Origin of the sequence: Flavobacterium ginsengiterrae (assembly GCF_039539785.1) — a bacterium.
Lineage (GTDB): Bacteria > Bacteroidota > Bacteroidia > Flavobacteriales > Flavobacteriaceae > Flavobacterium > Flavobacterium ginsengiterrae.
On record NZ_BAABDU010000004.1, the window covers coordinates 323672 to 346922 of the forward strand.

Annotated in this window: 18 protein-coding genes; 8 read left to right on the forward strand and 10 right to left on the reverse strand. The window is 33.0% G+C overall.

The window, feature by feature from the left end:
• Positions 1–42 precede the first annotated feature (42 nt).
• The 10 genes from ABD859_RS11895 to dnaK form a co-directional block, all read right to left on the reverse strand.
• A complete protein-coding gene (locus tag ABD859_RS11895; protein ID WP_345144529.1) occupies positions 43–1431 on the reverse strand; it encodes a glucoamylase family protein in 1389 nt (462 codons plus the stop codon).
• Positions 1432–1502: 71 nt separating this feature from the next.
• A complete protein-coding gene (locus tag ABD859_RS11900; RefSeq protein WP_345144530.1) occupies positions 1503–2447 on the reverse strand; it encodes a LamG domain-containing protein in 945 nt (314 codons plus the stop codon).
• A gap of 18 nt (positions 2448–2465) precedes the next feature.
• Complete coding sequence (locus tag ABD859_RS11905) at positions 2466–3920, reverse strand: RagB/SusD family nutrient uptake outer membrane protein (RefSeq protein WP_345144532.1); 1455 nt, start codon at positions 3918–3920, stop codon at positions 2466–2468.
• A gap of 4 nt (positions 3921–3924) precedes the next feature.
• The gene (locus ABD859_RS11910) at positions 3925–6948 is read right to left on the reverse strand and encodes a SusC/RagA family TonB-linked outer membrane protein (RefSeq protein WP_345144535.1); all 3024 of its coding nucleotides are present in this window, start codon (positions 6946–6948) and stop codon (positions 3925–3927) included.
• Positions 6949–7192: 244 nt separating this feature from the next.
• Complete coding sequence (locus ABD859_RS11915; RefSeq protein WP_345144537.1) at positions 7193–9937, reverse strand: helix-turn-helix and ligand-binding sensor domain-containing protein; 2745 nt, start codon at positions 9935–9937, stop codon at positions 7193–7195.
• 69 nt (positions 9938–10006) lie between these two features.
• On the reverse strand, positions 10007–10432 hold the full coding sequence (locus ABD859_RS11920) for a DUF3995 domain-containing protein (RefSeq protein WP_345144539.1): 426 nt from the start codon (positions 10430–10432) through the stop codon (positions 10007–10009).
• A 23-nt stretch (positions 10433–10455) separates the two neighbouring features.
• Positions 10456–11640, reverse strand: a complete 1185-nt coding sequence (locus tag ABD859_RS11925; protein WP_345144541.1) for an acetate/propionate family kinase — start codon at positions 11638–11640, stop codon at positions 10456–10458.
• Positions 11641–11701: 61 nt separating this feature from the next.
• Positions 11702–13795: a phosphate acetyltransferase gene (gene pta, locus ABD859_RS11930; RefSeq protein ID WP_345144543.1), complete on the reverse strand. Its 2094-nt coding sequence runs from the start codon at positions 13793–13795 to the stop codon at positions 11702–11704.
• A 66-nt stretch (positions 13796–13861) separates the two neighbouring features.
• A complete protein-coding gene (gene corA / locus ABD859_RS11935; RefSeq protein ID WP_345144544.1) occupies positions 13862–14935 on the reverse strand; it encodes a magnesium/cobalt transporter CorA in 1074 nt (357 codons plus the stop codon).
• A 197-nt stretch (positions 14936–15132) separates the two neighbouring features.
• A complete protein-coding gene (gene dnaK / locus ABD859_RS11940; protein ID WP_345144546.1) occupies positions 15133–17019 on the reverse strand; it encodes a molecular chaperone DnaK in 1887 nt (628 codons plus the stop codon).
• A 150-nt stretch (positions 17020–17169) separates the two neighbouring features.
• Here dnaK and ABD859_RS11945 point away from each other — a divergent pair, with 150 nt between their 5' ends.
• The 8 genes from ABD859_RS11945 (at position 17170) to ABD859_RS11980 (ending at position 23177) form a co-directional block, all read left to right on the forward strand.
• The gene (locus ABD859_RS11945; RefSeq protein WP_345144548.1) at positions 17170–17292 is read left to right on the forward strand and encodes a hypothetical protein; all 123 of its coding nucleotides are present in this window, start codon (positions 17170–17172) and stop codon (positions 17290–17292) included.
• A 130-nt stretch (positions 17293–17422) separates the two neighbouring features.
• Complete coding sequence (locus ABD859_RS11950) at positions 17423–18163, forward strand: hypothetical protein (RefSeq protein ID WP_345144550.1); 741 nt, start codon at positions 17423–17425, stop codon at positions 18161–18163.
• A 33-nt stretch (positions 18164–18196) separates the two neighbouring features.
• Entirely contained in the window at positions 18197–19465 is a 1269-nt protein-coding gene (locus tag ABD859_RS11955; RefSeq protein WP_345144552.1) for a Na+/H+ antiporter, read from the forward strand.
• Between the two features lie 214 nt (positions 19466–19679).
• Entirely contained in the window at positions 19680–20297 is a 618-nt protein-coding gene (locus ABD859_RS11960) for a hypothetical protein (RefSeq protein WP_345144554.1), read from the forward strand.
• A 107-nt stretch (positions 20298–20404) separates the two neighbouring features.
• Positions 20405–20842 carry an acyl-CoA thioesterase gene (locus ABD859_RS11965; protein WP_057122622.1) on the forward strand — a complete coding sequence of 146 codons (438 nt, stop codon included), beginning with the start codon at positions 20405–20407 and terminating at the stop codon, positions 20840–20842.
• Positions 20843–20855: 13 nt separating this feature from the next.
• Positions 20856–21242: a hypothetical protein gene (locus tag ABD859_RS11970; protein ID WP_345144557.1), complete on the forward strand. Its 387-nt coding sequence runs from the start codon at positions 20856–20858 to the stop codon at positions 21240–21242.
• 1 nt (position 21243) lies between these two features.
• On the forward strand, positions 21244–22086 hold the full coding sequence (locus ABD859_RS11975) for a maleylpyruvate isomerase N-terminal domain-containing protein (protein WP_345144559.1): 843 nt from the start codon (positions 21244–21246) through the stop codon (positions 22084–22086).
• Positions 22087–22187: 101 nt separating this feature from the next.
• On the forward strand, positions 22188–23177 hold the full coding sequence (locus ABD859_RS11980) for an alpha/beta fold hydrolase (protein WP_345144561.1): 990 nt from the start codon (positions 22188–22190) through the stop codon (positions 23175–23177).
• Positions 23178–23251 lie beyond the last annotated feature (74 nt).

The window sequence follows — 23251 nt, forward strand, 5'->3', positions numbered from 1 at the left end:
ACAAAAGAGATAGAAGGAATAATTTATATTTCATACTGCTTCTTAAATTCCGTATTTTCCGGATTTAAATCCAAGTTTTGTTAATCCTTGTTTTACTTCTGGTGCATTCATGAATAATTTCCACAATAATCCCGTACGGTAATTTTCGATCATTGGAGCTATAGTTCCCTGATCTATTCCCAAATAACGAGGTGCAACCCAATTATAATGAGGTGAAAAAGCGTCATAGGGACCTGCAATTCCAATGTAAGTATTTTTATTTTCGTCATATAAAAAGTGCAAAAACTCCATACTTTCTTTTGGTGTATATGGAAAAGATGATAATGCTGCCGTTGGTGTAATTACGCCCAAATCATTGTCAGTATCATGAGCAGAATACCCTATTGTTCCATCAGGATTTCTAGAATAGCTAGCAGTTAAACCCCAGCATTTTTCAGAATATCCTTTCCACTTTTTAGGATTATCAATACAATATTTATTAACAATTTTAGCCTGATTTTGAGTTAAGTCCCAGTAATTTGCGTATTTATCAGATAATTGAGAAGGATCTAATCCCAGATATGAATATTGTGCCCAAAACAATGGTCCAACATTTCCGCTAACAGTATTGTATTTGAATATTAACGGAATTCCATATTGTGTTTTTGAAGTTGTAATATTTCCGTTTCGGGTCCATCCTTCATGATAAGCAGCCGCAGGAATTGGATAAGTTGATGAAGATGCTCCTAGAATATAAGCAATCAAACACTCATTATATCCTTCTAATTTGAATTTCATTTCCCAATTATAAGTGGGAGACCAATGCCAATACATTGCGTTTTCACCGTTTGTGTACCAGCTCCATTCTACTCCTTTCCACAATTCATCAGCTTTTACAGATAATGCTTTTTCATTGGCGTTACCATTTTTAAAATATTCTCTGACAGCAATTAAGCCTTGACATAAAAAAGCCGTTTCTACAATATCTCCACCATCATCCTTATTTCCAAAAGTGATAGCTTTTCCTGTATTTCCATCTATCCAATGTGACCATGCTCCATGAAAACGATCTGCTTTTGCAAGAAAGTTCATAGATGTAGTCATTCGATTGACAGCTTCTTCTCTTGGTATAAAACCTCTTTCTATTCCAACAATCAGTGACATTAATCCAAAACCAGAACCTCCAACAGCTACTTTATTGGCTTCAAATTCAGGTTGATCTGTATGATAACGCTCTCTTCCTAATTTTGAATTAGACTCTGCATATTCCCAAAAATATTTAATTGCATCTTTTTGAACCTGATCCATCGCCTCAATATCAGTCAATGGTGTGGTTGGTGTTACCGGATTAGTCGGCAATGGGGTTCCTCCATTACTTCCTCCTTCTGGAGAAGATGAAGAACAAGAGCTAACAGCGCTTAAAAACATTAAAATATATAAACCTAACTTCATTTTATCTCTTACTAATAATTATTAACTAAAACATACACCTGAAATACAATTCAGGTGTATGTTTAAAAACTTTATCTCTTATCTTTTTCTAATTTATAAAGAGCCGTAACTTCGTTGTCTGTAAGTGCTGCATCATAAATTCTAAATTCATCCATTAATCCTGCATAACTTGTTGCCCAATCTTGTTGAGAACCATTATTTAATGGAGGAGTAGTTTCGAACTGATGATTTCCAAAAACAACTTTACCATTTGTACCAGTCATTTCAAACACTCCATATTTAGGTGCATTATTTGGATTATTGGCACCTCCAGGATCATTGGCATACCACAAAGTATTACCACTTAAATTTGTACTTGCAGCGCCATTTGTATAACAAGAAATAGTGCTTGCTTTAGAATCATACGCTAAAACTACATGTACCCAAGTGTTTATACCTTGATCAATATTCATGATAATACTTTGTGATCTCCAAACAACTCCCTCTCTTCCATTTTCAACCGAAAGTTTTAATCTTAATCTGTTTGGAAATGCACTATCAGGATTTTCTAAAAATAAATTAATAGCGCCCCAAAACTCAGTTGGTCTAACAATTGAAAAAATACCTTGTGCTCCTTTTCCCTGCCCGGGACTTTCTCCGGCTGCTACTGTGTTAGCAGTATTCATCCAAAATGAAATTGTATAATCATTTAAAGACGTAATTTTCGAAGTTGCATTTCCTACAGCATATCGACTAACAGAACTTGAACCCTGATAAGCACTCCCTTTAATACCATCAGCATATGAGATATTCATACCTTCTAGGCCTGCAATATTGTTTTTACTATCTTCTAAATTTCCATCAAAACTAAATTTAGAAACTAAGTGTGAAGCTGCAACTTCATCAGAACTTTCATATCCGCCGATTGACTCATATGGAATTGGGCTATTTACTTTATCAATACTATCCTCGCAGCTAATCAAAAATGATGAAGCCAAAACAAAAGAAAGTAATAAAATAGATTTATTTGTTTTCATTTTAATTATTATTAAAGATTAGTAACCAGGATTTTGAGAAGATAAACCTTTTGCTTCATTTAAGAATGATTCAGGAATTGGGAACAACTCGTTTTTTCCTTCAGTAAACACTTTACCGTCTACCTCAAAAGCTGCTTTTGCCTGACCTGTTCTCACTAAGTCAAAAAATCTATCAAATTCAAAAGCCAATTCAACTCTTCTTTCTCTCCAAATAGCCTTTCTAATATCATCTTGTGACGTAAAAGTTGTATTTGCTAATCCTGCTCTGTTTCTAATTTGGTTTAACAATGGAATAGCCTCGCTTGTTTGTCCCAACTCGTTTAATGCTTCCGCTTTCATTAAAAGAACCTCTGCATATCTTAAGAAAATAACGTTAGCATCACTATCATCTGCTCCGCTATAGTTTGACGAATACGCTTTATAACTATATCTTTCATTTCCTACTGTTGTGGGAACTAATTTTCCATCATATAAAGTTTGGCCTCTGAAAATAATTGTTGCCGCTTTTCTAACATCACCAGGCTCATAGGCATTAAGCAAACTTTGTGATGGTGTATTAAAACCCCATCCCCATCCGCCAGTTCCTTGCGGTGCCTGAACTTGTGAAAATTGTCTAATACCTTTTGCCGGAACAGAACCTACACCGTTAATTTCAAATATAGATTCTGGTCCATTTTCTCCTTCTAATCTAAACATTGTGGCATAATCAGGAACTAGGCTATAACCTGTAACTAGATTACAATTATCTACCACTTTTTGCCAGTTTTTTTGATATAAATTTACTTTAGCCAAAAGTGCATAGGCAGAACCTTTTGATACTCGGGCTTTCTCATCAGCCGAATATGCTGACTTTAATGGTAAAGCTGCTATAGCGTCTGCTAAATCTTTTTCTATAAAGGAATAAACCTCTGCAACCGGTTTACGTGTAAGTAACATTGCATTATCTTCTGCAGATGACGGATTTGGCAGGTGATCAACAATTGGTACTCCACCATACAGTTTTACCAAAGTAAAATGCATAAAAGCTCTCATAAATTTGGCTTCACCTATTAATCTCTCTCTTAAACCAGCGTTTGCTTTATTTAGTTGAGGAATAATATTTAAAGCTTGATTACATCTGTTAATTCCAGCATAATATGCTTTAAAATTGTCTCTTACTGATATATTTGACGCATTATAAGTTAAAGCGTCCAATACATCTTTATCAGTACCTAAATCACTTGGCGTTGATCCTTTATCTGCATCATCTGAGGTAATACTAGTTAATCCAATCCATCCAAAAGATGTCATGTCCCAATCCAAAAACTTACTGTAAATAGCGGTAACAAATGTTGTCGCACCAGCGTCATTATTAAATAATTCAATGTCACCGGTAGAAATAGACTCTGTTTGGTCTACATCTAAATAATCATCTGCACAGCCTACAAAGAAAAATGCTGTTAATACAAAGATTGATATATATAACTTTTTCATACTATTAAAATTTTAAATTAGCACCAATAACAAATGATCTTAAAGTTGGATAAGCATCTAGCTCAACACCTTGGGTACCATATGGATTCCCATCTCCATTTAATTCTGGTGAAAATCCTGAGAATTTTTGAGTAATAAATGGGTTAATCGCATTTACATATAATCTACAATAGCTGATAAAACTATTTTCTTCTAAAGGAAGCTTGTAACCTAACGTAATATTATTAATTCTAAAAAAATCACCCGATTCTAAATAAAATGTAGAAGCAATAGGCGTTGAATTAAAAGCACCAGGATTAGAAGCTGTCTTATTATTTGGTGTCCAGAAATCGGTTGCAACTGAATTTTCAATATTTTCACCTCCAAAACGTTGTGCTTTTTTACCATTGTAAACTTTGGCTCCTGACGTACCATATCCATCTACCGAGAAATCGAAGTTTTTATAATTAACTCCAAGTGTAACGCCGTAATTAGATTTTGGCAGAATTGAACCTACATATTTTTTGTCTGCAACAGCTAAAGCATCTTGAGTTACTTTTGTGCCATCTGCCTTATAATAAAGCATTTTTCCATTGTCCGCGTCAAAACCAGCGTATTCATATAAAAAGAAACTTCCTAATGGTTGTCCAATTGATGAGTTATCTAGAAATTTAGTAATTTGACCATTTCCTAAACTTCCACCTTCAATAGGAGAAAGAACAACATTTTTTAAACCTGTAAGTTCGTTTTTGTTATTTGAAAAGTTACCACCAATCCAGTAAGATAAATTATCATTGATTTTATCATCCCAACGAAGCGAAATTTCATATCCTTTGTTAGAAACTTCTCCAACATGAGCAGGCGAAGCAGTAGTAATACCAGAAGCCATATATGGCATTACGTTTAAAATAACGTTGTTTGTGTTTTTATTATATAAATCAAAAGTTCCTTTCAATCTATTATCTAACAATTCAAAATCTAATCCTACAGAAGTCTCTTCTGTAACCTCCCATGACAAACTTGGGTCAATTTGAGAGCTAATTGTTGTCCCTTCGTACAAGATAGATCCTCCTAAATATGAAGTCAGTCCAGAAGCATATCCTTGTCTGTTAAGAGGTACGTTTTGATTACCTAATTTACCCCAACCTCCTCTTAATTTTAATAAGTTTATTGCTTTTACGTCGGCCATAAAATTTTCTTTACTAATAACCCATCCCGCACCGAAAGCTGGAAAAGTTCCCCAACGATAGTCACTTGCAAAATTTGAAGAACCGTCTCGTCTGATTGTACCTGTTAAAAGATATTTGTCCATTAACTTATATTGAAAACGGCCAAAATAAGAGGCTAATTTTGTTTCATTAAATACTTCGTCTTTATAACTAGTCACATTGGCAACATAATCTACATCTTTTAATGACCAGTAATTAGAATCTGTATTTGCATTTTTTCTAATAATAGTCAGCTTTTGTCTAGGACCTCTTACCGATGTTTCAATACCAGCAGTTAATTCAACATCATGAATTTTACTAAATACTTTATTAAAGGTTAAATAATTTGATAAATTCCAATTAAAATATTCTTCTCTTCCTTTTGTTAATAAATTGTATGGTATTTTTTCATTATCTACTCTTTGATCATAATCAGCAGCTGTTTTATCTGGATTAGCAGCTAACCAAATACTTTCAGAATCTGAAAAATTGTATTGTTTCCAAGTATAATACTCTCCATTAAACTGTGAAGTAAACTTTAAAGAAGGTAAAATTTCATAATCTAATTTTAGACCTCCTTGTAATGTAACACTTCTCTGTTGTTCATCAAAAAGATCTAGTTGAGCAACAGGATTTCCGACATTATTAATAGCAGTACCAGTTGTACTTGCAAAACCATTTTCTCCAACTCTTGCTACTCCGTATTGGCCATTTGCAAAACGTACTGGAACAATTGAAGATTGCTTGTAAGCTGTAGTAAAAGCACTTAAAGGTTTTGGAGTTGAATTTGTAGAAGTAAAACTAAAATTTTGGTTTAAAGTAAGTTTTTTAGAAATCTTATATTCATTATTATTTCTAAATGTGGTACGACCGTAATCTAAACCATTTAAAACTCCTTTCTCTTCATAATTTCCTAAACTAAAAAAATATTTAATATTTTCACTACCTCCTGAAACAGAAATATTATTTTGTGTATAAGACCCCGTTCTTGTAATAGCATCAAACCAATCAGTATTTACTGGCTGATCTTGTGAATAAGTTGTTGACTGTAAAGCAGAGTTGGTATAATAAGAAAACTTATTACTTCCTGCCATTTTTACTTTCTGTAATGGCTGTCTAAATCCTGCAAAACTTTCTATTTCAACAGATACCGCTCCACTTTTACCTTTTTTTGTGGTAATAATAATAACCCCATTTGCTGCTCTGGTACCATAAATAGCAAGTGCAGATGCATCTTTTAAAACTTCGTAAGAAGTAATGTCATTTGTATTAATATTATTGATGTTTTCCGTTTGCATACCATCAACGATATAAAGAGGATTTCTTCCTCCCAAAGCGGTACCCAAACCTCTAATAACAACAGATGGAGTGCTTCCTGGAACATCTGAAGAAACCACCTGAACACCTGCAGCTTTACCTTGAATTGCTTGAGAGGCATTCAAAACTTTTGTTTTCGTAATTTCTTCTGATTTAATTGAAGATATTGCTGTGGTGTTATCCACTTTCTTTCTCGTTCCGTATCCAATTACTACAACCTCTTTTAAAGCAGTATCACCCGCTTCTTTTAAAGTAATAGTCATTGGTGCGGCAGTTGCCGGTACAGAAACTGCATCAAAGCCTAACATAGAAACTTTTAAAATGTCTCCTGGTTTTGCATTAATTGTAAAGTTTCCGTCGAAATCTGCGTCGGCTGTAGCTCTGGCATCAGATGAAGCAATAATTGCTCCCGGAATTCCCATTCCACTGCTGTCAACTACTTTTCCTTTAATCGCTTGTGCCTGTCCAGACATATATGCTGGAAGCAATAAGAGCACAAATAAGCTAAAAATAAAATTTTTCATACAGTTTGTAATCGTTTAAGTTAGTAGAGCCAAATTAAGCAATTACAACGTTGTAGTACATCAAATACCACTACAACACAACTACATCATTGTGTTAATTTTTTACTATACATTAATGAATATCAATACATTAAATGTTAAATAAATTCCTTTAACACAACGTTATGATGTAGTAATGATGTGTTACAATTATGTAAAAATTGATGGTAAAAAATATAAATTCCGTAAAAAACAAAATCAAATCTTATAGACTTAATAAAAACTTTGATAGGTTATCGTCCTGAGTAAGATTTAATTTCTTTCTAAGGCGGTATCTATGCAATTCTACGCCTCTAAAAGAAATATTCATCATAGGGGCAATTTCTTTAGAAGAAAGGTTCATTTTAAGGTAAACACAAAGTTTTATGTCCTTAGGAGTTAAGTGAGGGTATTTTTTAGAAAGATTAATAATAAACTCATTATGTATTTGATTCAGATTTGTTTCAAATATTTCCCATTCGTGTTTATTTACTTCGTTTATTTTAATTGCTTTTTTGATTTCGCTTTTGAGTTTATTGAAATCCTTTTCAGAATTAAGAATGTTTTGAATATTCTCAATCATTTCACTTTGTTTGGCTATAGATAATGATTTTCCGGCAACTTCTGATGATTTACTCTGAAGTTCGAGTTCTAGAATATGTTTTTCATATTCCTGAACATTTAACTCATTTTCTTTTTTCAATTCCATTTCCAGAATTTCGCGCTGATGTTTCAATTCTTCAGCCTGAAGTTTTAATTTTTGGGTGTAACGAAGCTTGTTCCATTTATAATAGAAAAACAGCACTGCACCAATTACTGAAAAATAAAGGAAAATCATCCAAAATGAAAAATACCAAGGCTGTGCAACTCTAAAATCAAAACTGGAAACTTTATCATAATTAGCTCCGTCATTTTTAAAGATTACAACAGAATGCGATCCGCTGCTTAAATTATTTAAAACAACTGAACCGTTTGAAATAGGAATGTAGTTTTTTCCTTTATTAATTTGATAAAATAAATTAGGCTTGCTGGCCCCGTAAATCCCCGAGATAACGTTTACACGAAGTTCTGTGTTGTGTTTTATTTTTCCATCATTTGGTAATAATTCGCCTTCATTGTAAGCTTCAACTTTTACTCCTTTATTTTGTTCGTTTTCATAACCCAGCTGAAGTGAAATAAACCCATCATCAAGATTCATCAAATAATGGTTGTGACTTCTAAAAATTCTCAAATTTTCATTAATCAGCTTCCCTTTATAATATTTTTCCTGAATCATATTCCAGACAAACTTATTGTCGTGCGAATATATGTGATATAAAATTCCATCCTGAAGTACAATGAAATGATCTTTATCAATAGCTACAACATCGGTAATATTTTTAAAATTGGTATTAAACAATTCATTTTCTTCTAATTTGTTAGAAATCGAATTAAAAGTGTACCAGACATTATTAATTAAAAAAAGTATTTCATTTCTAAATTCAAAAACCTTTACTCCAAAATCATTTGTAATTTTACTTTGCTGTGTAATATTTTCAACTTTTTTGGTTTTAAAGTTGTCATCAAAAAGCACTCGATATAAACCGCGATAATTATCAGCTGCCCAAATTTCATTTTTCTTATTTTGTGCAACATACTTTATGGGTTTAGTGAGATCATTAATTTTAATACTCTGCTTTAGATTTGAATCATCATTATATACCAAAACGCCACTGTAAGTTGATTGAAAATACGTTTCATTTATCATACTTTTAGATAAATTCCAACCTCCGCTAACATTGTTAGTTTTAGTCAAAACACCATTTTCATAACAAAATGTTCCGTCATTATGACCTATAACGTACTTCTCTCCTATTTTGGTAATATTCCATCCTTGGCCTTGTGTACCAGGCATCATTTTAAAATTACCAGAATCAAATTCAAAGATTCCATGATTTGAAGCAATTAAATATCCTTTATCTATTGTCGCAACAGAATAAACTGATCCTAAAATTCCTGAATTATCATAAAAAAATGAAATTGGTGAATTTACCTCAACATGAGCAATTCCGTTATCGAGTCCAAGCCATAAATCTTCTTCTTTATCAAAACCAATGCTTAAAACCGAATTGTTCATTAAAACATTGTTTCGATCAATATTTTTATAAGTATTAGTATTAAAATCATAAATAAAAACTCCCTTATTTCCTGTTCCCACAACGAGCTTATTATTTTTAATAAATTTTGCTACATTGATTCCATTTGATTTGAGAGTTTCATTTAAAGGATTTTCCCATGGTCTTAGACCATTTTTTTCGACTATGAAAATTCCCTTTTTTTGGGTAAAAATATAAGTTTGATTTTTATACTTTTCAATGGCATGCACAACTGTATTTTTGAGAATATCCCAGCCTTTGGGGTTTGAAATTTTAGAACCGTCCATTCTAAAAAGTCCTTTATCTACAGATGCCGCATAGACATGATTGTCTACTACAAAACAATACGAAATTAAAAACGGAAACTTTATTTTTTGAATATGTTTTCCGTTGTAAATAAACACATCATTAAAAGATTGAAAATACAGCGAACCCTTGAATCTAAAAATTTTCCAGATTTCTTCGTTATCTTTTTCATCAAACAGTCTCAATTTTTTGGTGATTGAAACATAATGCATTTTTCCATTTTTTCGATACCAATAACCAAATTCTTTATAAGAGCCAGAATAAATTCGGTCGCCTTCGATTAATATCGAACGGATAATGGTTTTATTTGGCAGAGAATATTTTTCCCAGACGACGCCGTCATAACGCAATAAATAATGGTTATTGGCAAAATACATGGCCTTATCTTTACCCTGAGCAACATTCCAGATTTGATTGTCACCCTGATAGTCTGATTTATTGTAATTTTCTACGAAAGGAAGTAATTCTTGTGCTTGAATTTGAAAAGCAATGAAAAAGAAGAAAACTGATTTTAAAAGTATCGATTTCAAGATATTCGGATTTAAATCCAAAGATACTCACAAATATTTAATTTTCTATTTTAAAAAACTAGAAGTCATTTAGTTTGACACTATAATAAAAAAAGTTAGAATACTTATCACCAAACACAATGGAGCAAAATATTTAGTGTCATTCTGCCCAAATTTGGTGTTTTTTATTTTTTTGAAAAAGCCAAGATATTTAAAATCTCCTATTGCTCTTACAGCAAATATTGAGGTTAAAATCCAAAGACCGTATTTTTGAATCCAAAAAGGTAATTCAAATAAAATGATGCTAACTTTTATTAAATAAAAAAGAGCAAAAGTAAATAACACAATGGCAACAATCAATGTTGATATTATTCCGGGATTTTTGGGTGGAGTCTGTGAATCCGGAGTTGGATAAACACCTTCAGTTCCCCATTTTCCTCCAAAAGCCCAATAAAAATGAACTAATGAAAGAAAAAGAAATATCGAAAATAATACAACTGCAATGATTTTTGCCATTGGTTTGAATATGTTTTAAGAAATTATACTTCTAATAAATGATAAACCTGATTTGCAATTTCATATTCTTCATCTGTAGGAACAACCAAAACTTTTACAATTGAATTTTCTGAATTGATTTCTCTTAATTCTTTAGAACGGATTTGATTTTTTGATGTATCAATTTCAATCCCAAAATAATCCATATCGGCACAGATTAAATTACGCATAAATGAGGAATTTTCGCCAATACCAGCCGTAAAAACTATGGCATCTAATCCGTTTAAAGCCGCAGCATAGGCACCAATTGTTTTCCTGATTCTGTAAGCATTCATTAATAAAGCCAGCTGACAATCTTTGTTCCCTTCCTGCGCTTTTGCTTCAATATCTCTTAAATCGCTGTAACCTGTTAATCCAAGCATACCGCTTTGTTTCAGCAGTATAGAATTCACTTCATCTGGCGTGTACCCAAGGCTTTTAACCATGTAAAAAATAACCGACTGATCGATATCTCCTGCACGGGTTCCCATAACCAAACCGTTTGCAGGCGAGAATCCCATTGTGGTATCTATACTTTGTCCGTCTTTTACTGCTGTCATACTGCAGCCATTACCTAAGTGAATGGTAATTATTTTAGAATTTTTCTGTAAATAACTAATCGCTTTTTCTGAAACGTATTTATGACTTGTTCCGTGGAAACCATATACACGAACTTTATGTTCTGTTAGAAGAAAATTTGGAATAGCATATTTGTGTGCTTCAACCGGAATAGTCTGGTGAAATGCTGTATCAAAAACGGCTACTTGTTTTGCCTCAGAGAAAATTTCTTCTGCTACATTAATTCCAACCAAATGCGCCGGATTATGAAGCGGTGCCAGTTCTGATAGTTCTTTAATTTTCTCTTTTACTTCTTCGGTAATTTCTGTTGTATTTGAAAAATAACTTCCTCCGTGAACCACCCTGTGTCCAACTGCTGCAATTTCTGAAGTCGTTTTGATTACACCTGTTTCAGGATCCAAAAGCATATCGGCTACCTTTTGTAATCCTACTTTGTGAGTTGGGACTGGCAGTATTTCTTCAAATGAATTTGAAGCTGTTTTAAAAGTAATATTTGAAGTTTCTAAGCCAATTCTGTCAATCATTCCTGAACAAATGACTTCATTTGTCGGCATAACCATTAATTGATATTTAATTGAAGAACTTCCTGAGTTTATAATTAATATTTTCATTTTATTAAGTTTCTGAGATACTAAGACGCTAAGTCTTTTAGATTTTTAATTTTAATTGAATTTACATTCCCTGTGCCTGGATAGCCGTAATTACTACTGTATTGATAATATCATCAACTGTACATCCTCGGCTTAAGTCATTTACTGGTTTGTTTAAGCCTTGTAGCATTGGACCAATGGCTAAAGCTCCGGTTTCTCTTTGAACGGCTTTGTAAGTATTGTTTCCGGTATTTAAGTCAGGAAAAATTAATACACTTGCCTGCCCTGCTACTTCAGAATCTGGCATTTTGCTTTTTCCAACACTTAAATCAACCGCCGCATCGTACTGAATTGGTCCTTCAATTTTTAAATCCGGTCTTTTCTCTTTTACAATAGCTGTAGCTGTTCTTACTTTGTCTACTTCATCTCCTTTTCCCGAAGATCCTGATGAATACGAAAGCATCGCTATTTTTGGTTCGATTCCGAAAGCCAAACTAGATTCTGCAGATGAAATCGCGATTTCTGCCAGTTGTTCTGCTGTTGGATTTGGATTAATTGCACAATCTCCAAAAACAGAAACCCTATCTTCTAAACACATAAAAAATACTGATGAAACTACAGATGAATTCGGTTTTGTTTTAATGAATTGTAACGCTGGCAGAATTGTATGTTGTGTTGTATGCGCTGCTCCAGAAACCATTCCGTCTGCATGGCCTTTATAAACCATCATAGTCCCAAAATACGAAACATCTTCCATTAAATCTCTTGCCATGGTAATACTTACGTTTTTAGCTTTTCTAAGCTCGTAGTAAGTATTAGCATAATCTTCATAAAGTTCTGATTCTTTAGGATTAATAATATTCACTTTTGAAAAATCTAAAGTAATTCCAAGTTCAACAACTTTATTTTCAATTTGTTTTTTATCTCCAATGATTGAAATATCAACCACATCCATATCCAGTAATCTCGAAGCCGCTGTAATAATTCTATCATCATTTCCTTCCGGAAGAACAATGTGTTTTCTATGCTGCTTTGCCCTTTTAACCATGTTGTATTGAAACATTTTCGGCGTCATACCTTCTGCTTCAAAAGTGATTAATTTTTCAGACAGCGCATCGTTATCAACATATTTTTCGAATGTTGTAATCGAAGTTTCAATTTTATGGGTATTGTTCGCGTAAATTTGAGATTTTATCGATCCAATTTTATTGGTTATATGATAAGTTCCGCCATCAACAGCAATAATAGGAACAATTGCCGAAAGCCCTTCTATAAGTTTTAAAATGCTTTCCTCAGGAACAATATTTCCAGTTAAGATAATTCCGGAAATGGTTGGATAATTAGCCGACTCATTCGCTTGTAAAGCACCTAAAATAATATCCGAACGATCTCCAGGCGTAATTACCAAAGCGTTGTCATTTAAATGCACCAAATAGTTATGAAGCTGCATGGCTCCAACGCTGTAATGACCAATTTCATTATTTAAATAATTTTCGCCAAAAAGAACTTTTGCGTCAAGCTCATTTACAATTTCCTGCATCGTTGGATTGTTCAGAGTTGAAATAAGTGGAATAGTATTGATCAATACATTTGAAGGCAGACTTTTTTTCAGGCTTTTTGTAACTAATTCAATATTTTCCGGCTGTACTTTATTAGCAAAGACTGATAAAACCTCAACCTCTTTTACTTTAAAAGAATCATATACCAAATACAAGCTGTCTAAAAGCTCTTCTAAAGTTTTTCCAACACCAGAACCTACAATTATAGTAGGAATACCAAGGTTTTTAGCTATTAAAACGTTTAAGTCTAATTCAATTGAAGTTCCTTCTCCGGTAAAACTTGTTCCTTCAACCAATACAAAATCAAAACGTTCTTCCAGTCTTTTGTACTTCTCAATAATTAAATCAAGAACTTCGCCAATTTTACCTTTATTCTTTTTCTTGATGAGTTTGCTTTTGGTAATTGCGTAAGCATCGTCAAAATGAATATCAAGGTTAAAATACGACAAAACGGTTTGAATATGATTATCTACCTCGCCATCAACAAAATCTTCAATTATAGGTCTAAAATACCCTACTTTGGCTGTTTTACCAATTAAGATACTCATTAAACCCAGCGTAATAATTGATTTACCACTATTATGATCACTAGTGGCAATATATATTGCTTTACTCATAATTATTTATATTTATTCTAAATAACAAATTTATACAAAATCAAATTTCCCGAAGACAAACAAACGTTAAAACCAGCGTCTTTTCTTGAAATAAATGATTAAGGCTATTACCAGCAAAAACATGATTCCCATTACGATAAAATAACCGTTTTGTGTTTTTAGTTCCGGCATGTTTTCAAAGTTCATTCCGTAAACTCCAACAATAAAAGTAAGCGGAATAAATATGGCTGAAATAATAGTCAGTGTTTTCATGATTTCGTTCATTTTTCGGCTTTGTTCCGAAAAATAAAAGTTGGATGCGCTTTCCAGCGCGCTCATATCTGATTCTATCTGCTCTAAAAGCTCTAAACTCTTTTGATGAAGTCTAATAAAAAAATTGAATGTTTCTTTCTGAATTAAGCCATTATCGTCATCATCATCTTTCTTCGTTTTCAAATAGTAAAGTGAATCTCTAAGCGGTACAATTGAACGCTTTAAAAAGTTTAAATTATCTCTGTGATTCTCAATTTTTTCTAAGATAATGGGCTTAGCGTCTTTCTTCGTGAGATTAATCAATTCTTCGACTTTATCTTCTTCATCTTCTAATGTGATATAAAAATTCTCCATCACAGCGTCTAAAAGCAGATATAGTAAATAATCTACTCTCTTAGTTCTAACGATTCCCGCATGTGTACGCAGCCTTTCACGAATATGTGTAAAAAAGTCACTTCGTTTTTCCTGAAAAGAGATTAAAATTCCGTCTTTCAGAATAAAACTTATTTGCTCAACGCTTATATTATCTGAATATTCCGAAGGAAGAAGTGATTTTATATTAAAGAAAAGAACATCTTTCTGTTCTTCAAGCTTTGTTCTTTTGGTTGTATTCAAAATATCAGCTAAAAGGAAATCATCCAGCTTAAAATGTGCACCAATTGTTTTTATTAAATTAATATCATTTAAGCCATGAATATTGAGCCAGTTATTTTTTGTATAATCAAAACAGGAATTCAATGCCAGAACTGTAAATTTATCATATTCAACAACATCGGCATCGTCATACACAAAAAGCTGCATCTCAGTTTCATGTTCTTTATGTGTTCCCGTGTACTCTAATGTAATATGCTGAAGCTTTCGTCCCTTTTTGTATTTGATCTTTCTCATTCAAAAAAATTTACAATAGTAATATTACGAAAAAGAATTTGAACAGGAAATGACAATTGTCAGTTTGTGAAAATCGTTAAAATAGACGCATTGTAATGGGGCTTTGCATTCATAACAATTGGACATAAAAAAACCGAGCCATTTCTGACTCGGTTTTCTATCTTAATACTTTGTACTAATTAATTAGCACTAAAGAATTATTTTACTTCTTCAAATTCAACGTCTTCAACATTGTCTCCAGACTGCTCTTGTTGTGGAGCAGCTTGCTGACCTGCTTGGTCACCACCTTGAGCATACATTGCTTCTGTAGCTGTTTTCCAAGCTGCATTTACGTTGTCTAATCCTTTTTGGATAGCGTCAAGATCTTGAGATTGGTGAGCCATTCTCAATTCAGTTAAAGCGTACTCGATAGCTGTTTTTTGATCGTCTGTTAATTTATCTCCTAATTCTTTCAATTGAGATTCAGTTTGGAAGATAGTACTATCAGCTTCGTTCAATTTCTCAGCTCTTTCTTTAGCGATTCTATCTGCATCAGCGTTAGCTTCAGCGTCTTTTTTCATTTTTTCGATTTCTTCAGCTGTTAAACCAGAAGAAGCTTCGATACGAATATCGTGAGATTTTCCAGTTCCTTTGTCAGTTGCAGAAACTTTGATGATACCGTTAGCATCAATATCGAAAGTAACTTCGATTTGAGGAACTCCTCTTGGTGCTGGTGGAATACCATCTAAGTGGAAACGACCGATAGTTTTGTTATCAGCTGCCATTGCTCTTTCTCCTTGTAATACGTGGATTTCAACAGATGGTTGAGAATCAGCAGCAGTAGAGAATACTTGAGATTTTTTAGTTGGGATAGTTGTGTTAGACTCAATTAATTTAGTCAATACGCCACCCATAGTTTCGATACCTAAAGAAAGAGGTGTTACGTCAAGTAACAATACATCTTTTACATCTCCAGATAAAACTCCACCTTGAATAGCAGCTCCAATAGCAACAACCTCATCAGGGTTAACACCTTTAGAAGCTTTTTTACCGAAGAATTTTTCAACTTCGTCAGCAATTCTTGGCATACGAGTAGAACCTCCTACAAGGATTACTTCGTCGATATCAGATGTAGATAAACCTGCATCTTTTAATGCTTTAGCAACTGGTTCCATAGAACGTTTTACTAATGCGTCAGATAATTGCTCAAATTTAGCTCTAGATAATTTTTTCACTAAGTGTTTTGGTCCAGAAGCAGTAGCAGTTACGTAAGGTAAGTTGATTTCAGTTTCTGCAGAAGAAGATAATTCAATCTTAGCTTTCTCAGCAGCTTCTTTCAAACGCTGTAATGACATTGGGTCTAAACGTAAGTCAATACCTTCTTCAGATTTGAATTCGTCAGCTAACCAGTCAATAATAACTTGGTCAAAATCATCACCACCTAAGTGAGTATCACCATTTGTAGATAATACTTCAAATACACCATCTCCTAATTCAAGAACAGAGATATCAAAAGTACCTCCACCTAAATCGTAAACAGCAATTTTTTGATCATTTCCTTTTTTATCTAATCCGTAAGCAAGTGCAGCAGCAGTTGGCTCGTTGATGATACGCATAACTTTAAGACCAGCGATTTCTCCAGCTTCTTTTGTAGCTTGACGTTGCGCATCGTTAAAGTAAGCAGGAACTGTAATAACTGCCTCAGTTACTGTTTGACCTAAATAGTCTTCAGCAGTTTTTTTCATTTTTTGAAGTGTCATAGCAGACAATTCTTGAGCAGTGTATAAACGACCGTCAATATCCACACGTGGAGTATTGTTGTCACCTTTTACAACACTGTAAGGAACTCTTTTCGCTTCTTCTTGAGTTTCAGCAAAAGTGTGTCCCATAAAACGTTTAATAGAAGCAATCGTTTTTGTAGGATTCGTTACTGCTTGTCTTTTTGCAGGATCACCTACTTTAATCTCTCCACCTTCAACAAAAGCGATGATAGAAGGAGTAGTTCTTTTTCCTTCTGCGTTAGGGATAACAACTGCTTCGTTACCTTCCATTACAGAAACACAAGAGTTCGTCGTACCTAAGTCAATTCCGATTATTTTACCCATTTTTTATATATTTAATTTTTGATTTAATTTTTAAACTCATGTGGCATAAGTCAATCATTATGCCAATATAAAAAACCAATATAAATTGTCAGTTTGCTATTGGCATGCCAAAAAAATCTGCCAACATGACATTTTTAAAACCTGACAACCATGGCATATCAATACTTTAGCTGTCATTTAGGAGCTGATTCCTGCTGTACGCTATATCTTTTTCCTGTTAAAGAAGCAGGAAAAAGGATGCCGCTTCCATCAGGGCTAGAGCAATCGTTATGACAAGAAAATATATGATTTACTATTTTTAAAGAATTATAAGTCTTCTCTAAGTTTGTAAAGAATTCTATTACATTTGTAAAACGCTAATTTTAAGAGTAAAAAAAAGTTTCCGGACTGAATCCATATTCAAATGAAAAAAAGCATCTCACTTATTTTATTCATACTGCTTTCAATAGCAATTCAATCTTGTAACGACAAGAAGCAAACAAACCAAAACAATACTACGGTTGTAGACAGTCTTCCACATCAGGAAATTGAAGAAACGAACGAAGAAATAGAAGAAAACGATCCTGTTGAACCCGATGTAACATTTCCAAAGAGAGGAAATAAAATTGCAGACTTCCTTCCCAAACTTGACATTTACGAAGTACAATATGAGGCTGAGGGAGATTTAAATAACGACGGTTTGGCTGATATTGCAGCTGTTTTGAAACACAAACAAGGCAATACTTTAAAAAGACCCATGCTGATTCTTTTGCAAAACGAAGACAAATCATATCATTTAGATAAACTTTCAGATGTTGTAATGCCAGCTGAATACAATGATCATGATTTTAAACTTTATGATACAGAAAGTATCAATATCGAAAACGGAGAACTAACAATTGACCTATATAGTTACGGACCCAGCGGTACATTTTTGAGTAAATTTAAATATGTTGAAAATGATTTTATACTTTATTACATGGAAACATATTTTAGAGGTGCTGGTGGTCGATCTGGACTTTATTATGATTATGAAAAAGGAGAAATCACAGAAACCGAAACCAATACAATGAAGGAAGACGAACCTACAACATCTCAGACTTCAAAGGCAAAAACAAAAAAGTATTTATTTGAAAACACTTCGATTACTGATTTTTATAATTAGGCGAATCATTCTTAAAAACTCGCTTTTACAATAATGGAGAATTACACCATCATCATTTTCATTCTGGCAATTGTTATAGGTCTTTCTGCATTTGCTGAAAAATCAAAACTACCCTATCCTATTCTTTTAGTGATTGTTGGAGTTGCTATTGGTTTTATTCCAACAATGACCGAAATAGAAATTAATCCCGAAATTATTTTCCTGATTTTTCTGCCGCCACTATTATATGACGCTTCTTTTAATATTTCTCCAAAGGATTTTAAAACCAATATAAATACAATTGGAGCATTAGCCGTTTCACTGGTATTCATGACCGCTGCCGGAATAGCCGTTGTGGCGTATTTCATAATTCCAGGTATGACCTGGCCTCTCGCCTTTGTACTAGGCGCCATACTTTCTGCAACAGATGCGGTTGCGGCAATAAGCATTACAAAAGGTTTAAAAATATCACATAAAACGATAACCATTTTAGAAGGCGAAAGTCTCATTAATGATGCTTCGGCACTTGTCGCTTACCGATTTGCCGTCGCTGCCGTTATGGGATCTTCTTTTATAATCTGGAAAGCCACCTTAGAATTCATGTTTTTATTAGGAGGCGGTTTTTTAGTGGGTTTCGTAATAGCAAAAATTCTCGCTTTCATATTAACCAAAGTCCACAAAAACGTAAATGTCACAATTAGTTTTATGCTTTTAATGCCTTTTGTGGCTTACCTAGTTGCAGAACATCTGCATGTTTCGGGCGTTATTGCGGTTGTTATTTTAGGATTATCTATTGCCAGATTCAGCAATAAAATTTTCCCCGAAAGCCTGAAAAACAATTCCAGAAACCTTTGGGATGTTATTATTTTCCTCCTAAACGGATTAATCTTTATTTTAATTGGACTTAATTTCCGTTATGTATTAAAAGATATAGACGATCAAATGATTCTTCCTTACATTGGTTATGCTTTCATTATCACTATTGTCGCACTTTTAATTAGAATGGTCAGGATATTTCTCCAGAAAATTAATCTCCAAAAAGCTTTTCAGAATACTAGAGGAAAAAGAAAAGTCAGCGAACATGCACTTCTCGACACCAAAAACAGCATTATTTTAAGCTGGTCCGGAATGCGCGGTATTGTTTCACTTGCCATTGCAATTGGACTTCCAAAAGTTCTTGAAAATGGAAATCCGTTTCCTGAACGAAATGCTATAATCTTTATTTCTGTGGCTGTGGTTTTATTAACATTAATTGGGCAAGGTCTTACATTGCCGTGGGTTGTAAAAAAACTGAATGATAAAGAGGCCATTAAAAAAAACTAGTGAAGAACAAAAAATTTCATTAATACTTTTCAACAAGTTTGATTTTCTCGAAGGCGGTAAATAGACTTAAAATATACATCGCTAAGAAAAATAAAGTCTAAAAATGACGGTTAAAAAATATATTTAACATTAAAAAACCTATAAAAAATAAAAAGAAAACTTATTTTTACACAAATATTAAACGAATGCTTAATCAATAATATTTGCATTTAAAATGAGCACAACTAAAATTCATTACATTTCAGGAATAACTATTACAATTTTTATAGTACTGCATTTATTTAATCATATTTGTAGTTTGTTTGGAGAGGATTTACATATTTCTGTAATGGAATCTTTAAGAATTTTCTATCGAAATATCTTCATTGAGACTATTGTAATATCTGCTGTTTTTATACAAATTATTTCAGGGCTAACACTTTTCAAAAAAAAAAGAAAAGGAGTAATTTCGGGTTTTGAAAAAATACATATATGGTCAGGACTTTATCTTGCTCTTTTCCTAATCATACATTTAAGTGCAATTTTAAGCGGAAGATTCATTTTACATCTTAATACTAATTTTTATTTCGGAACAGCCGGACTAAACACTTTTCCTTTCAATATATTTTTCATACCATATTATGGACTTGCAATAATTTCTTTTTTTGGGCATATCGCAGGAGTTCATTATAAAAAAATGAAACGCAAAATATTACATTTAACTCCTAATCAACAATCCAAAATCATTTTATTTTGTGGACTTTCTTTCACTTTACTAATCATATTGGGTTTGACAAATTATTTTCATGGTGTAAGAATTCCTGCTGAGTATAATGTATTAATTGGGAAGTGATAAATAATTTTTCACATTAAAATCAATTAAACTTATTTTCGGAATTTCTAATGTAAACATTTGTTTTATTCGTAATTTCGATTTATCATTAAAATTACAACTACAAAATGGCTTCATTTACAAAAGAAATATCTTTTCGCTGGTCAGATCTTGACCCAAACTTTCATGTTCGTCACAGTGCTTATTACGATTTTGGTGCACAGCATCGTATTGAAATTCTAGAAGAATTAGGCTTAACATTAAAAGTAATGCAGACACAAGGTTTTGGTCCGGTTTTATTTAGAGAAGAATGTGTTTTTAGAAAAGAATTAAAACTTTCAGACAAAATATTTATTCATACCAAAACTTCAAAAATGAAAGCCGATGCTTCGCGCTGGTCCATTATTCATGAATTTAGAAGAGAAGATGACACGCTTTGCGCCACAATTACCGTTGACGGAGCATGGATGGATACCAAACTTAGAAAACTGGCTTCGCCAACTCCGGAAATTGCAATTCAGGCTTTAAGCATTTTTCCAAAAAGTGATGATTTTGTCGGACTTTAAAATATAAACTAACATGAAGCATTTTTTTTCTTTTTTGATTATCCTAACGTTTTTAGGAAGCTGTAAATCTCCAAAAGAAACACTATCTCCAAAAGAAACTGTTGAAGCTTATTTGGCAGCAACAAACCGTTTTGATAGTGATGCAGCAAAGGAATTATTGATTTTAAACAACCAAAATCTAATGGTTCTGGAAACACTAAAAAAGATGGAGAAAAGCATTCCCGATAATCGAAAAGCGGAATTTCTCAATAAAGAAAAAAATGCTGTTTATACTGAAAAAGAAATAACCCAATCTACAGCTGTAATTATCGTTTCATCACAAGAAATTGCAATGCCATTTGAATTTAGCTTAAAAAAGACCAACAACATTTGGCTGATACAATCCATTACAGAATTATAAAATGGAATCTTTAGAAAGCAAACCAATCGAAACTGTTCACCTCTTCCCTATTTTAGACGAGCTATTAATTGATCTTTTAAAATCATTAACAGAGGAAGAATGGCATGCACAAACGGTTTGCAAAAAATGGCTTGTTAAAGATATTGCATCACATTTACTCGACGGAAATCTAAGAGGATTATCGATTTCCAGAGATCATTATTTTGGAGAAAAGCCAGAAAATATAAACTCTTATCAGGATTTGGTTGATTTTCTGAATCAATTAAACATGACATGGACAAATGCTGCAAAAAGGCTCAGTCCAAATGTTATTATAAACTTACTCGAAATTACAGGAAAAGAATATTATGCTCATTTGCAAACTTTACATCCTAATGAAAATGCCATATTTCCTGTGGCTTGGGCCGGAGAAGAAACTTCGTTAAACTCTTTTCACATAGCGCGCGAATACACCGAAAAATTTCTGCATCAGCAGCAAATAAGAGATGCCGTTGGAAAACAAGCGCTTTTAACCCGCGAATTATTTCACCCATTTATTCATACTTTTCTTCAGGCTCTGCCATATACTTATAAAAAAATCAACGCCCCGGCTGACAGTGTTTTTACATTAGTTATTAAAACAGAAATTGGCGGTGAATGGCATATTATTAAAGAAAAAGAGAATTGGAAATTTATTGATATTCCTGAAACAGAACCTGATGCAGTTTTAAAAATCGATCCGTATGATGCCTGGTTATTATTTTCTAAAGGAATGTCGCCGGAAGAAGCAAAACAAAAAGTAGAAATAACAGGAAACATACCTCTTGCCGAACAGGCTCTTTATATTATTTCTGTAATGGCATAAAGATTGGCTTTACTTTTTTTCTGATAATTTTAAGAGTTTAATTCTTGCTTTTCAAAATGCATGACGTAATTTTATAGTTCATACCCAAAAAGCATATCAAAATGAAATTTATAAAACTCTTCATACTAATATTACCGTTACTTTGCTTTTCTCAGGAAGAAAAGATAAAGCAGTTAGATATCAATTTAACGAATTATGAATATCCGTTTCCAGTAAAATTTTTAGAACTAAGCAATCAGCGCCAGAATTTAAAAATGGGATATATGGATATTATTCCCGAAAATTACAACAAGAAAAACATTGTACTTCTTCACGGAAAAAATTTTAACGGCGCTTATTGGGAATCTACTATAAAAGCGCTTACAAAAGAAGGTTTTCGTGTTATAGTTCCGGATCAGATTGGTTTTGGAAAATCGACAAAACCAGACAATTTTCAATATACTTTTCAGCAGTTAGCAGAAAACACAAAAAAACTTCTAGATCATTTAGGAATCGAAAAAACAGCGGTTTTAGGGCATTCTATGGGCGGTATGCTTGCTGCACGTTTCGCATTACTGTATCCTGAAACAACCGAAAAATTAATTTTAGAAAACCCAATTGGTTTAGAAGACTGGAAGCTGATTGTTCCTTACAAATCTGTTGACTGGTGGTACGAATCTGAATTAAAACAAAATTACGAAGCCATTAAAAAATACCAAATGGCTAATTATTATGACGGAAAATGGAATGCTGATTATCAAAAATGGGCAGAACTTGGAGCGGGCTGGACAACGGCTCCTAATTATGACAGAGTAGCCTGGAATTCAGCACTTTTGTACGACATGATTTTTACACAGCCCGTTTTATATGAATTTAAAAATATTAAAAGTCCCACACTTTTAATTATTGGAACAAGAGATAAAACTGCCTTAGGAAAACCTTTAGTTTCTGCAGAAGTTCAAAAAACAATGGGAAATTATGCTGAGCTGGGTAAAAAAACTCAAAAATCAATTCCAAATTCAAAATTAGTTGAAATTGCCAATACAGGACATTTGCCGCATATTGAATCTTTTGATGCTTTTATAAAACCATTAATCGTATTTTTGAAATAATATTTTTTCACGGGCGCGAATTTCTACGAATTATTTTTTTGAAATCTAAAGAAAAATCTGTGCAATTCGCTGCT

Coding starts and splice junctions, on each gene's coding strand:
- ABD859_RS11895 (WP_345144529.1), bottom strand. CDS start 1,431: ATGAAGTTAGGTTTATATATTTTAATGTTTTTAAGCGCTGTTAGCTCT.
- ABD859_RS11900 (WP_345144530.1), bottom strand. CDS start 2,447: ATGAAAACAAATAAATCTATTTTATTACTTTCTTTTGTTTTGGCTTCA.
- ABD859_RS11905 (WP_345144532.1), bottom strand. CDS start 3,920: ATGAAAAAGTTATATATATCAATCTTTGTATTAACAGCATTTTTCTTT.
- ABD859_RS11910 (WP_345144535.1), bottom strand. CDS start 6,948: ATGAAAAATTTTATTTTTAGCTTATTTGTGCTCTTATTGCTTCCAGCA.
- ABD859_RS11920 (WP_345144539.1), bottom strand. CDS start 10,432: ATGGCAAAAATCATTGCAGTTGTATTATTTTCGATATTTCTTTTTCTT.
- ABD859_RS11925 (WP_345144541.1), bottom strand. CDS start 11,640: ATGAAAATATTAATTATAAACTCAGGAAGTTCTTCAATTAAATATCAA.
- pta (WP_345144543.1), bottom strand. CDS start 13,795: ATGAGTAAAGCAATATATATTGCCACTAGTGATCATAATAGTGGTAAA.
- corA (WP_345144544.1), bottom strand. CDS start 14,935: ATGAGAAAGATCAAATACAAAAAGGGACGAAAGCTTCAGCATATTACA.
- dnaK (WP_345144546.1), bottom strand. CDS start 17,019: ATGGGTAAAATAATCGGAATTGACTTAGGTACGACGAACTCTTGTGTT.
- ABD859_RS11945 (WP_345144548.1), top strand. CDS start 17,170: ATGGCATATCAATACTTTAGCTGTCATTTAGGAGCTGATTCCTGCTGT.
- ABD859_RS11950 (WP_345144550.1), top strand. CDS start 17,423: ATGAAAAAAAGCATCTCACTTATTTTATTCATACTGCTTTCAATAGCA.
- ABD859_RS11955 (WP_345144552.1), top strand. CDS start 18,197: ATGGAGAATTACACCATCATCATTTTCATTCTGGCAATTGTTATAGGT.
- ABD859_RS11960 (WP_345144554.1), top strand. CDS start 19,680: ATGAGCACAACTAAAATTCATTACATTTCAGGAATAACTATTACAATT.
- ABD859_RS11965 (WP_057122622.1), top strand. CDS start 20,405: ATGGCTTCATTTACAAAAGAAATATCTTTTCGCTGGTCAGATCTTGAC.
- ABD859_RS11970 (WP_345144557.1), top strand. CDS start 20,856: ATGAAGCATTTTTTTTCTTTTTTGATTATCCTAACGTTTTTAGGAAGC.
- ABD859_RS11975 (WP_345144559.1), top strand. CDS start 21,244: ATGGAATCTTTAGAAAGCAAACCAATCGAAACTGTTCACCTCTTCCCT.
- ABD859_RS11980 (WP_345144561.1), top strand. CDS start 22,188: ATGAAATTTATAAAACTCTTCATACTAATATTACCGTTACTTTGCTTT.